11 protein-coding genes and 1 pseudogene are annotated in these 12,997 nt (G+C 28.3%); 9 read left to right on the top strand and 3 right to left on the bottom strand.

Annotated elements, in window-relative coordinates; translation table 11 throughout:
* Positions 1-14 precede the first annotated feature (14 nt).
* Complete coding sequence (locus ACTG47_RS15025; RefSeq protein ID WP_479925145.1) at positions 15-980, bottom strand: LCP family protein; 966 nt, start codon at positions 978-980, stop codon at positions 15-17.
* A gap of 286 nt (positions 981-1,266) precedes the next feature.
* Positions 1,267-2,223 (bottom strand): LCP family protein, encoded by a 957-nt coding sequence (locus ACTG47_RS15020; RefSeq protein ID WP_479925144.1) that lies wholly within the window; start codon positions 2,221-2,223, stop codon positions 1,267-1,269.
* 368 nt (positions 2,224-2,591) lie between these two features.
* Between ACTG47_RS15020 and ACTG47_RS15015 the strand changes: the two genes are divergently transcribed.
* The 7 genes and pseudogenes from ACTG47_RS15015 (at position 2,592) to ACTG47_RS14985 (ending at position 10,359) form a co-directional block, all read left to right on the top strand.
* Positions 2,592-3,380 (top strand): HAD family hydrolase, encoded by a 789-nt coding sequence (locus ACTG47_RS15015; protein ID WP_169464925.1) that lies wholly within the window; start codon positions 2,592-2,594, stop codon positions 3,378-3,380.
* Positions 3,381-3,401: 21 nt separating this feature from the next.
* Positions 3,402-4,058, top strand: a complete 657-nt coding sequence (locus tag ACTG47_RS15010; protein WP_479925143.1) for a hypothetical protein — start codon at positions 3,402-3,404, stop codon at positions 4,056-4,058.
* Between the two features lie 583 nt (positions 4,059-4,641).
* Positions 4,642-4,728: pseudogene (locus ACTG47_RS15005) on the top strand (transposase); the annotation flags it as partial.
* Between the two features lies 1 nt (position 4,729).
* On the top strand, positions 4,730-5,839 hold the full coding sequence (gene tnpB / locus ACTG47_RS15000; protein ID WP_479925142.1) for an IS200/IS605 family element RNA-guided endonuclease TnpB: 1,110 nt from the start codon (positions 4,730-4,732) through the stop codon (positions 5,837-5,839).
* A 129-nt stretch (positions 5,840-5,968) separates the two neighbouring features.
* On the top strand, positions 5,969-7,435 hold the full coding sequence (locus ACTG47_RS14995) for a sigma-54 interaction domain-containing protein (protein WP_479927090.1): 1,467 nt from the start codon (positions 5,969-5,971) through the stop codon (positions 7,433-7,435).
* 213 nt (positions 7,436-7,648) lie between these two features.
* Positions 7,649-9,022 carry a M20 family metallopeptidase gene (locus ACTG47_RS14990; protein ID WP_479925141.1) on the top strand — a complete coding sequence of 458 codons (1,374 nt, stop codon included), beginning with the start codon at positions 7,649-7,651 and terminating at the stop codon, positions 9,020-9,022.
* 74 nt (positions 9,023-9,096) lie between these two features.
* Positions 9,097-10,359, top strand: coding sequence for an MFS transporter (locus ACTG47_RS14985; RefSeq protein WP_479925140.1), 1,263 nt, complete (start codon positions 9,097-9,099; stop codon positions 10,357-10,359).
* 104 nt (positions 10,360-10,463) lie between these two features.
* Here the strand turns inward: ACTG47_RS14985 and ACTG47_RS14980 are convergent, their stop codons facing one another.
* The gene (locus ACTG47_RS14980; protein WP_169469911.1) at positions 10,464-10,934 is read right to left on the bottom strand and encodes a DUF4358 domain-containing protein; all 471 of its coding nucleotides are present in this window, start codon (positions 10,932-10,934) and stop codon (positions 10,464-10,466) included.
* Positions 10,935-11,072: 138 nt separating this feature from the next.
* Here ACTG47_RS14980 and uppS point away from each other — a divergent pair, with 138 nt between their 5' ends.
* Both uppS and ACTG47_RS14970 read left to right on the top strand, forming a co-directional pair.
* Positions 11,073-11,717, top strand: a complete 645-nt coding sequence (uppS, locus tag ACTG47_RS14975; RefSeq protein ID WP_479925139.1) for a polyprenyl diphosphate synthase — start codon at positions 11,073-11,075, stop codon at positions 11,715-11,717.
* A gap of 146 nt (positions 11,718-11,863) precedes the next feature.
* On the top strand, positions 11,864-12,688 hold the full coding sequence (locus tag ACTG47_RS14970; protein ID WP_169469913.1) for an N-acetylmuramoyl-L-alanine amidase: 825 nt from the start codon (positions 11,864-11,866) through the stop codon (positions 12,686-12,688).
* Positions 12,689-12,997: the final 309 nt, after the last annotated feature.

The following is a 12,997-nucleotide window of genomic DNA, read 5'->3' as shown; positions in this document are numbered from 1 at the left end:
TTATGTTAAATTTCTTATTGTTTAAATTCTATGTCATTAAATATAAAATCATGTAATATGTCTAATGTATCTGGGTCAAATCTAAGAACCCATCCAGCTTTTCCATATATACCACCTGTACTATGAATTTCATCATCAATAGGGAATTCAAATTGCTTAACATTCAAGTCACCCATTTTTAAAACTTGTGCTCCTAAAGAAAGTATTGCATTAGGTTTCATGTTAGTTTTAACATATGGAAGAACAGCATCTAATAAACCTGGATATTTAGTGACAGGTAAAGTTTCTGTTTTCTTGATTATAGCTTGTATAATCTGTCTCTGTCTGCCATCTCTAGCAAAAGCTGTATCATTGTGTCTGATACGTGCAAAAGATAGTGCTTGATATCCATTTAAAGTTTGTTCTCCTGATTTTTTAATGTATTGTATGCTACCTTTATCATCACTCTTATTCCAACCATAAGTCTCAGGAATAAATTTATTTAATTCTTTTATTTCACCTTTTTCAATGGTAACTTCAACGCCACCAACAGCATCAATTATATACATAAATGATTCGAAATTAACACAAGCATAATTCTGAATATCAACATTAAAGTTATCTTCAATTGTTTGTATTAATAAATCAGCTTGTCCATAAGCATAAGCATGAGTAAGTTTTTGTTTACCATAACCAGGGATGTCTACATAACTATCACGAGCTAATGATGTAAGTTTGATATCATTGTGTTTGTTATCAATAGTAAGTATCATCATAGCATCTGACCTTGAAGAATCTTCATTTGGTCTAGCATCTGTTCCCATAAGTAGTATGTTAGTTATTCCATTTTCATTTTTATGGTCATTATTATTTAACAAATCACTATTTATGCTCGAGTCATGAATAGCAGATAATTTATAATAAAAATATCCATAGACGCTTATAGGGAATATTACTACCAAGAAAGCCAGTAGTATAACAAATTTCTTTAATTTTGACAAAAGTACCCCTTCTTTCTTCTTTTTCCTGTATATTTTTTAATAGCATACACTTAATTATATTAAAGTATTGAGATATATTCAATACTTGTTTCAGTTACAAAAAAAAGACAAAGATATAATTTATAAGAAAATTTGTCAATTTATATATATAATTAAAAGTATATGTAATATATTAAAAAAATTTTAATTTAAAATTTAAAATAAAAACACACCTCACAATTGCAAAGAAACTTGCATTTGAGAGGTATGTACTTACTATAAAATTATTGATTTGTTTTGTAAATACTTATTCTTCCAGCATAATATCTTCAAATATAAAATCATGCATTGCATCTAATTCATATTCTTCAAAAGGAATTACATAGCCTGCTTTACCTATTTTTCTACCATTGTCAGTAGAAAGAGGGAATTCCATAGATTTAAGACTTAAATTTCCTATGCTTAATAAATCTTTTCCTAAAGATATTATTTCGTTAGGATTCATATTAGTTTTTACATATGGAAGTATTGTATTAACTAGATTAGGATATTTAGTAACTGGTAAATCCTTAACACCATTTATCAAGCTTTGTATAACACTTCTTTGTCTTCTATCTCTTTGATCTGTACTATCATTTTTTCTTATACGAGAAAATGCAAGTGTCTGATATCCATTTAATTTTTGCTCACCTGAGTTTCTTATATATTTAAGGGAACCTTTGTCATCACTTTTATTCCACTTATAAGTTTCAGGTATAAATTTATTTAATTCTCTTATTTCACTCTTATCAACAGTAACAGTGACTCCACCTAGAGCATCAACTATATCCATAAAAGAGAAAAAGTCAACTACAGCATAGTTTTGTATGTCAATTTCGAAGTTTTCCTCTATAGTTTCTATCAATAAGTTAGCTTGTCCATATACATAAGCATGTGTTAGTTTTTGCTCTCCATGCCCTGGTATATTAACATAAGTGTCTCTATTTAATGAAGTTAATTTAAGGCTTTTATTTTTATTATCAATAGTCAGTATCATCATGGCATCTGAACGAGAAACTTCTTCTCCTGGTCTTGCATCTGTGCCTAGCAATAATATATTTGTGATACTTTCTTCATTTTTATAGTCATTACTACTCAGCGCCTCTGTATTTATACTATCATCTTGGATAGTTTTTAATTTAGTAAAAACATATCCATATATGCTAACAGGAAATGCTATAACTAAAAGGGCTAGAAATATAACGAACTTTTTGAGTCCTGACAATAATATCCCCTACTTTCTAAATTTATTAATTACACACAGTTAATTATATTAAAAATTTGTTGCATAAGCAATAAAAAACACAATAAATTAGCATAAGTTTGTCATAATATAATTATTTTTATAATATTTTATAGAAGAAAGTGTGTAGTTATTATTAATTTCCTTGGAATATGATTATATGAAGACTTAAATTTTTATAAATTGATGTATATATTGAAAAAAATATTTTCCTAGATATACTTATATCATCTTACAAAATGAGCAAATTGTAATTTAGAATTTTTAGTGTATAATAGGAATTGAAAATTTAAACTGATAAAAAATAATAAAAAATAATCATAAATTATATAATTTGGGGGAGGAAATGTATGATAAAATTAATAGCAACAGACTTAGATGGAACTTTGTTAGATGAGAAGAGCGAAATAAATCCAGAGTTTTATAAAGTATTTAAAAAATTAAGAGAGAGAGGGATAATGTTTTCAGCTGCAAGTGGTAGACAGTATCAGAATCTTATAAAGAAATTTGAAGATATAAAAGATGATATGATGTTTATCTCAGAAAATGGAACATTGGTAGTATATAAAGGAAAAGAAATATTATCAAATCCTTTGGATAAAGAATTAGTAAATGAAATTATAGAAACAACAAGAAGTGTAAAAGGGAAGAAAATTGTAATGAGTGGTAAAAAATACGCTTATATAGAAAGTAAAGATGAAGCGTTTATAGAAGAAGTTAGTACTTACTATGCAAAGTTTAAAGTAGTAGATGACTTGACTAAAGTAGAAGGAGATATATTAAAGATAGCCATATTTGACTTCAAAGGTGCAGAACATAATAATAGCATCTACTTTGAAAAGTTTTCTGATAGAGCTCAAGTATGTATTTCTGGAGTAGAGTGGCTTGATTTAACTGCAAAAGGTGCAAATAAAGGAAGTGCTATAAAAAAAGTACAAAGAATGTTAGATATAAAATATGAAGAAACTATGGTATTTGGCGACCAATTGAATGATGTAGAAATGATGAAGAGTGCTTATCATAGTTATGCCATGGAAAATGCAAATGAGTATTTGAAAGAAATTGCTAGATTCAGAGCAAAGAGAAATACTGAGAATGGTGTTGTAGATAAGATAAAAGAGGTCATAAAAATAGGATAGCCATTTATAGTGGGGGTCTAAATGAAAAAAATTATTTTAGCTGGTATAAATGATAAGTTAAAAGTAGCATATAAATTGCAACTTGAAAAGGTTTTGGGAGATGTTGCAAAAATAGAAACTTATGATATAGAAGACTCAAACTTGTCAAATTGTGATGTTATAGTAGCGATGAATTATTTAGATGAACAGATAGTAGACAAATGGATAAAGAGAAATAAAGAAAAATTAGTTTTAGTAAAAACTATGTATACTAAAGATGTAGTGGAAAAGTTGAGTAAAATTCCAAAAGGAAAAAGAGTTCTCATTATAACTCCTGAATGGATATATACATTGGAATGTATAGCGATACTAAAAAAATTATGTATAAATCATATTGAATTTATACCATATAACAAAGAATTATTTGGTGTGAATATAGAAAATGTAGATACAGCAGTTTATTTGGGAGAAATTTTTTATAAACCAGATTTTATTACAAATTTTATTGATATTGGTTGGAGAGAAATTGTATATAATGGATATTTAGAAATATTGGATAGACTGGAAATAGACCCAAGTGTAGTATCATCTAAGTTAAAAGTAGTGAAAGAAAATGTATATAGTGAAGATGAGATTGATATTAAATCTATAATGGAAGATTTGAAATATAAAAATCGAGTAAGACATTTAATTGATTAAAAAATAGCTACGCATACTCATGACTTTAGTCGTGAGTTAGTAGCTAAATTAGTCAGCATATAGGGAAACTTATATGTAGAGATAGGATAGAGCCTATCCAATACTACTTGAATTGCTGGAAACCCCTAAAGCTAACCAAACTAAAACATAAGGATGAAATAAACCTAAGTGTGAAAGTTACGAAAGTAGAAAAAATTGGTTAGATGGTATAAGGTTAAACCCTAAGTACTTTAAAATGGGCAATCAGCAGGTAAGCTCCTAAGTAGGAGAAACTTCAACGACTATTCCTCTTGAGGGAAGTACACTACAAGCTATTGGTAGTGGAAGTGGGTAGACCTTAACGGATAATGCCGAAGGATAAGATATAGTCTGTGCTTGCATGAAAGTGTAAGAAGTTCATAAGAGAACTGCATAGGTAGTAGCGAACTTATGTGAACGACAACCTCAAAAATGATAAAAGTTAGGACTTACGGTTCTTACATATGTTATTTAGAAATAAATATAAAAACCTTTAAAATACTTGTTTAAAAAAATTGCACTTGTTAATATTAGGATGGGTGAGGAAAAATTGAAGTGACCCAGATATGTATATTTAGTACAATACCATATAGTATGGTGTGTAAAATATAGACATCCAGTATTACATATTCAGAAAAAACAAGTAAAGTGAGGTGATAGTAGTGGAAAAAGCATATAAGTTTAGAATGTATCCAAATAAAAAACAGCAAGAGTTAATTAACAAAACTTTCGGATGTTGTAGATTTGTATATAATAAATATCTTTCTAAAAAAATAGAAGTTTATGAAAATGATAAAGAAACTTTTACTTATAAACAGTGCAGTTCTGATTTGACCAATTTAAAAAAAGAATTAAAGTGGCTTAAAGAACCTGACAAATTTTCACTACAAAACACCTTAAAAGATTTAGAAAACGCATATAAAAAATTCTTTAAAGAAAATACAGGATTTCCTAAATTTAAATCAAAGAAAACTAATAGATTTTCATATAGAACTAACTTTACAAATGGAAATATTATGCACCTTGGTCAATATATAAAATTACCTAAACTTGGTATGGTTAAAGTAAGGGATAAACAAGTACCTCAAGGGAGAATACTTAATGCTACTATATCCAAAGAACCAAGTGGTAAATATTATGTATCATTATGTTGTACTGATATAGAGATTGAAGCATTTGAAAATACTAATAATCAGATAGGTTTAGATTTAGGAATTAAAGAATTTTGTATCTCAAGTTGTGGACAATTTATAGAAAATCCTAAGTATCTTCTAAAGTCATTAAATAAACTTGCTAAATTACAAAGAGAACTATCGAGAAAAACAATTGGTAGTTTAAATAGAAATAAAGCAAGATTAAAGGTTGCAAGACTTCAAGAACATATAGCTAATCAAAGGAAGGATTTTCTACAAAAACTATCTACTAAATTAATACGAGAGAATGATATTATTTGCATAGAGGATTTACAAGTAAAGAATATGACTAGAAATAGTAAATTATCTCGTTTAATTTCTGATGTGTCATGGTCAGAATTTGTTCGTCAATTAGAATACAAGGCTAATTGGTATGGTAGACAAATTGTAAAGGTAGGTAAATTCTTTGCAAGTTCACAAATATGCAATAAATGTGGGTATAAAAACGAGGAAATGAAGAATTTAAGTATAAGAGAATGGATTTGTCCTTGTTGTAATGTAACTCACGATAGAGATATAAATGCAAGTATAAATATACTAAAAGAAGGATTAAGACTAATAAGAGTTTAAAATAGATAACTTATGTAAGAACCGTAGGAACTACGGGGATAGCCTGTGGAGAGTTTGTAAGACATATTTTAGTACACAAAATTCTATGAAGCAGGAACCCTGTGACTTTAGTCATAGGAGGTTCAGTCGATACCAATAGGGATGATTATTTTAAATCAAGATAAAACTATAGAGCTATATAATGATTATGCAAGAAAATTACTTAATATAAAGGAAAGTAATATAGGAAAAAATTTAAGTACAATTAAGCCTTTACTGAATATATACAACTTATTTAAACGAACAAATCTTAAAAAGAATATATATTACTCAGATAAAAATCTAAATAAAGAATTTATAGTTAGCAAAAACAATATAAACTTTATGGGTAAAAATTATCAAGAGTCTATATTTATAGATGAAGTGTTTGAAGCATATGAAGGAAATACTGGAAAAATAAATAAATCTTATTTGGCTAAATATACATTTGATGATATAGTAGGAAGCTCTAAGAAGAATAAAGAAGTTATAGAATATGCTAAAAAATACGCTAAAATAGATTCGACTGTACTGATATTAGGTCAAACTGGAACAGGAAAAGAGTTGTATGCTCATTCGATTCATAATTGTTCAGATAAAAGGAATCGACCATTTATATCTATAAATTGTGCAGCAATACCAGATGAATTGCTTGAAAGTGAATTGTTTGGATATGAAAGTGGAAGTTTTACAGGGGCTAGGGCTCAGGGTAAAAAGGGTTTATTTGAAATAGCTAATGGTGGAACTATATTTTTAGATGAAATAGGAGATACAAGTCAATTATTTCAAGTGAAGCTTTTAAGAGTATTGCAAGAGAAGGAAATAGTTAAAATTGGTGGATATGAAAAAATTAGATTGGATATAAGAGTAATTGCAGCTACTAATAAGACTATAGATGAACTTAGAAATTCTAGTAATTTTAGAAAAGACTTGTTTTACAGACTTAGTACTTGCATACTCAGTATACCTCCACTTGAAGAGAGAAAAGAAGATATACCTATACTATGTAATTATTTTTTAGCAAATATGGGATATCCTTATAAAAAAATCGATGATAAATTGGGAACGTTTCTGTATAAATACAAATGGGATGGAAATGTACGAGAATTAAAAAATTGTATTGAATATGTCGGAAATTTTGGTGGTGAACTACTTACAATAAATGATTTGCCTATGATATATAAAGATTCTTACCAAAATAAATATATTGAAGATAAAGAATTTACTTTAAATACATATAATAATAATCAAAACAGAACATATGAAAATAATATAATTAGCAATACAGATTATGAAAGTAATGAGAATATAGAAAAATCTTATAATGTATATTTTGAAAACTTAAGCCATCGAGATAATATTATAGCATGTGAGATTATGAGGATATTATATAAAGAAAATTGTGGAAGAAGAATGATAGTGAAGAAGTTACAATCAAACAATGTAAATTCAAGTGAACATAGTGTTAGAGTAATTATGAACTTTTTAGAGTCAGAGGGATATATTGGGAAGAGTATTGGGAGAAATGGGAGCCATCTTGAAGAAAAAGGGGAGAAATGGGTTACTAAAAACTTATAAATAGGAAGATAAATGGGATATCGATTTAATGGTATCCCGTTTATTTTTTTTGTTTACAATACTATTTATTTTAATCAGAATAATTAAAATTTTAAAAATAGCATTTACAAGCCTTACAAGACTTAATGAGATAAAATCTACTTATTTGGCACAGTCATTGCTTATATATTAAATCACAAGTAAAAAATAATTATTCCTAGGAGGGTTTTAAATATGAAAAATGATTTAATTAATTGTGTTGATAAACATAAAAAAGATTTAGTAGAAATGGCAAAAGGAATCTGGGAAAATCCAGAAACTTCATATGAAGAATATTTTGCAAGCGATGTACAAAAGAAATACTTAGAAGAAAATGGGTTTAAAGTAAATACTGTACAAGGAATAGAAACTGCATTTGTAGCAGAGTTTGGAGAAGGTAGACCTGTGATAGGGATATTGGGAGAATATGATGCCTTACCAGGATTATCTCAAAAAGTATCTTTAACTAAAGAAGCTATAACTGAATCTGCACCAGGACATGGTTGTGGTCATAATCTGTTGGGAGTAGGAGGTGTAGGAGCAGTAGTAGCATTAAAAGCAGTTATGGAAAAAGAAAATATCAAAGGAACTATAAAGTATTTTGGATGTCCAGCTGAAGAAGGTGGGGTAGGAAAATGCAATATGTATAAAAAAGGATGTTTTAGAGATATAGATTGTGCTTTCAGTTGGCATCCTTTTGATATAAATAGCCCTTGGAGACCAACTAGTCTGTCAAACTTCTCTATGAAATTTAGATTTAAAGGAATTACTTCTCATGCAGCTCAGTCTCCACATACTGGTAGAAGTGCACTTGATGCAGTTGAACTTATGAATGTAGGTGCTAATTATCTAAGAGAACACATACTGGATTCTATACGTATGCATTATGTAATAACTAATGGGGGAGAAAGACCAAATATAGTCCCTGGTTCTGCAGAGTCATGGTATTTCTTAAGAGGTAAAAAAGCATCAGATGTAAAGAGTACTCTTGATAGGTTGGTAAAAGTTGCTAAAGGAGCAGCGATGATGACAGAAACAGAAATGGAATATGAAGTTATAGATGCAATGTATGATTATTTACCTAATCAAAGTCTGACAGATATTGTATCTGAGAATATGAAGTTGGTAGGAGCACCTAACTTTAAAGCTGAAGATTTAGATTTTGCTTATAAATTAGCAAATACAATTACAAAAGAAGAAAGAAGAAATGTAGCAACTTCATTTCAAGGAAATCTTAATATAGTAGAAAAATACCTACATGATGATATTGCTGACTTTGAAGATTATAAATACAAAAATGTATCTGGTTCAACTGATGTAGGAGATATAAGTTATATAGTACCAACTGCACAATTTGCTATGGCAGCATGGCCTATTGGTACAGCAGCTCACACTTGGCAAGCTTGTTCATCATCTGGTTCTAATGTAGGTTTTGAGGCAATGTTAAGTGCAGCAAAAGTGCTTGCTTGTTCTGCATATGATATCTTAATGGACAGAGAAAAGCTTGAAAAATCAAAAGAAGAGTTTACAAAATCTTTGGACGGATTTGAATATAAACCATTGGTATAATCTTTATTTTAAGAATAGAATTATGCTTTAAATAATAAATTAATCTTAAATTCACTAAAATTGGGGGGTAAAAAATGGAATCAAATAATATATCTAACTCACAAAAAGGGTTTTTTAGAGGATGGTTAGTTGTATTTGCTGGCTTAATATTAATGATATCTGTTTATGGAATAGTAAATAATTGTGCAAGTTTATTTATAAAACCTGTAACAGAAGACCTAGGTTTTTCTAGGTCTGAGTTTTCTCTTTATTATACAGTAATTGCTTTGTCTACTATGGTAATAGCACTCTTTATGGGTAAATTAGCAAAAAAATTTAAACTAAAAAATATAATACTTGTGGGATGTGTATTAGCAGGAATTGGTTATATAGGATATTCATATGCAAACAGTATATATGTTTTTTATTTAATGAGTATATTTTCAGGATTGGGGTTAGGTATGACAACTCTAACTCCTCTGTCAATAATAATAAGCAATTGGTTTGTAGAAAAAAGAGGTCTAGCATTAGGTTTAACTTTTATGGGAAGTGGAGTAGGTGGTATGATATTTAATCCTATAGCTAACTATATAATCTTAAACTATAGTTGGAGACAATCATATTTAGTATTGGGAATAATAATTTTAGTTACAACTATACCCATAGTTTTGATATTTATGTCTGAAAAACCAAGTGATAAAGGTTTACTGCCATATGGATATAACAATTCTTCTGAAAACGTTTTAGACAATTCTGCAAAAGGAATCATGCTTGGAGATGCTGTAAAAACTAAAATATTTTGGATTATGGTTGTAGGGTTAATTTTGATTACAATAATAGCTATGGGAGTACAAATGCATATTGCATCTTATTTGACTGATATAGGGTACTCTCCAACCTTTGCAGCAAGTGTTATATCTATAAATATGGGAGTAGTTATATTAGGGAAAATACTTCTAGGTTATGTATTTGATAAAGTTGGATGTGAAAAAGGTGTTATATTTGTGGGATTGCAAGTATTTTTAGGGGTATTGGCTCTATTATTTGCTAGTAAGTATCCAGCTATAATCGTATTTATTATATGTTGGGGTATTGGAAACTGTATGGGAACTATTGTACCTGCTCTTATAACATCAGAGATATTTGGTAAAAGAGATTATTCAACAATAGTTGGTGTAGTAAATGCAGTAGTTTTATTGGGTGCAGCTTTAGGTTCAGCTGTTACAGGAAAGCTATATGATATGTCTGGAGGATATACATTAGCATGGATGACATACTTGGTATTAACTGTAATTATGGTCGGATTTATATTAATAAGTCTAGTTTTAGGAAAAAAGAAAAAGTTAAAAGAGATTTAAATTACACTAATTAAATAAATAAAAAATATCAATGTAATTTTTAATAAAATAAATTTATTTATATAAAAATTACATTGATATTTAATAAACATCGATAAGGATATTTATTTTTTTATTATGCTCAGTATTTTGTTTTCTACTTGAGAGGCATTTTCAGCAGAAATTAGATAAACATATCTGCCAGCTTTCTCAACTATAGTATTATTTGCTATTTCAGAATTGCTTTTTTCTCCATGTCCTTCTCCAAAAGGTGCTTGTATCATGTCTTTTTTATAATTTTCTAGAGTTTTATAGATTTTATCTACATCGTCAGTTTTTATGACGATAATATCTTCTAGAGATAATTTTTCAGAAGAATTGATTACAAAACCTTGAATGATGTCTTCTTCTACGTCATTGAAATAGTTAAACTCTTTTGCATCAAAGACTTTTGATTCTTTTACAAGTAAATCAGAAGATTTTAATGCCTTTTCAATTCTTGATGTAGAAACGTTTTTGTAATCACCACTTGAAGAACAACTAACCATTCCAAATGATAAGATTATCGAAAAAAACAATATTAAAATTTTTTTCATGATAAACCTCCAAGTTTTTTAAACTCTATCTTAAATTAGTTTACTACATAATTATATAAAAATAAATGTATTTAATGTTACAGTTTTGATTAATAATGTAATATTTTGATAATAATACCTATTAAGAGGTGATTATAAATGAGAATACCAAAACATGTAGGAATTATCCCAGATGGAAATAGAAGATGGGCGAGTCAAAATGGTATGACAAAAGATAGAGGATATGAAAGCGGAATAAATCCTGGATTAGAATCTTATAGATTATGTAGAGATTTAGGTTGTGAAGAAGTAACTTTTTATGGGTTTACAACTGATAATACAAGACGTCCATCAGTTCAAACAAAAGCTTTTACAAAAGCATGTATTGATGCTGCAAATATACTCATAGATGAAGGAGCAGCTTTACTAGTTGTTGGAAATACAAAATCTCCAATGTTCCCAGAAGAATTATTACCATATACTAGTAGAATTCAAGCGAAGGAAAGTCAGATAAAAGCAAATTTATTGGTAAATTATGGATGGTATTGGGACTTGAATAATATATCAGGAGCAGAAAATATAAATAAAAATAACATACAAGATTACATACAGTCATTTGATGTATCAAGATTAGATTTGATAATCAGATGGGGTGGAAGAAGGAGATTAAGCGGTTTTCTACCTGTGCAATCAATTTATGCAGATTTTTATGTTATAGATAACTATTGGCCAGATTTTAGAGGTAATGATATAAAAGATGCTTTTAGCTGGTATGATACACAAGATGTTACTTTAGGTGGATAATTAGAGAAATTTGAAGTTTTAGATTGTAGAATGTTTTAAATTATTGAAAAAAAACCTTCTTGGTGGTAAAATAACACTAATATTATGAAAAAATAACACTAATATTATAAAAAAATGTGAAAATCTATACCAAGAAGGGTGAAAAAATGTCAAAAAGCAATAATAACAATAATTCAAGAAACAAATCTAAAAATACCAGCCATTTGAATAGAAAAAAAAGAAAATTAAATAAGAAAAAATTAGTAGTGTTGGTTTGCTTTACGATATTATTTTTATTTATTGCATTTAAAGTTACTCAAGGTGTAGTAGCCTTAGTAAAAGGGATGGATAAAAGTAATAATACCAACCAACAACAAAGTGTTAAGTCAGAACAATTTGACCTTGGCAATGAAGAAGAAAATAAAAATAAAAAATATACTGTATTCATAGACCCAGGTCATGGAGGAAATGATAAAGGGACCCAAAGTAAGACTAGTAACAGATATGAAAAAGACCTAAATTTACAAATTTCAAAGAAATTAGCAAATAAATTAGCTAAACAGAAAGATATTCAAGTTGTAGTATCTAGAACTGATGATACATATGTATCGCTGATGGATAGAGTTAATCTAGCGAAAAATAGTTCTGCTGATGTGCTTGTTTCTATCCATTTAAATGCAGAGAAAAATGGAAATACAGCAACAGGTATAGAAACCTGGTATAGAAATAAAGCGACAGATGGTTCAAAAAAACTTGCAGAGTCAGTACAAAGTACTATAGCATCCTATGTTAAAGTAAGGGATAGAGGTATAGTTGAAAATAACTTTGAAGTACTTAGAGAATCAAGTATGCCTGCCATATTGGTAGAGTGTGGTTTTTTAACGACGCCATCAGAAGAACAAAAAATAATAAATGAAAAATATCAAGACCAACTTACTGAAGGAATTGTTCAAGGAATACTTTCATACTTAGATTCTAATGGGAAAAAATAAGTTAAATTAGCTTTTGTGTATGTATTTACTTAAACATGAAATTGTGTAGTTTGCATTAAATTTATTTTGTTGAGATGTGATTAAAAAATACTATCAGAATTTAAAAACTATGAAATTAGAAATTATTTTACATATATCTAATTTCATAGTTTTTTTGCTAATAAAATTAATATTTATGAAATTAAAAAAAGTAAATTTAGTGTAGTATAGTTATTTATCTGTGATATTAACTTACATTGATTTACTATCGATTGTGCTTTATAATTAATATAGAAAAGTTTGACTGTAATATAATTTAAAAATAATATA

Source organism: Clostridioides sp. LIBA-6622 (assembly GCF_056716095.1).
Note: the sequence above shows the minus strand (reverse complement) of the source record. Positions and strands in the feature narration are given on the sequence as shown.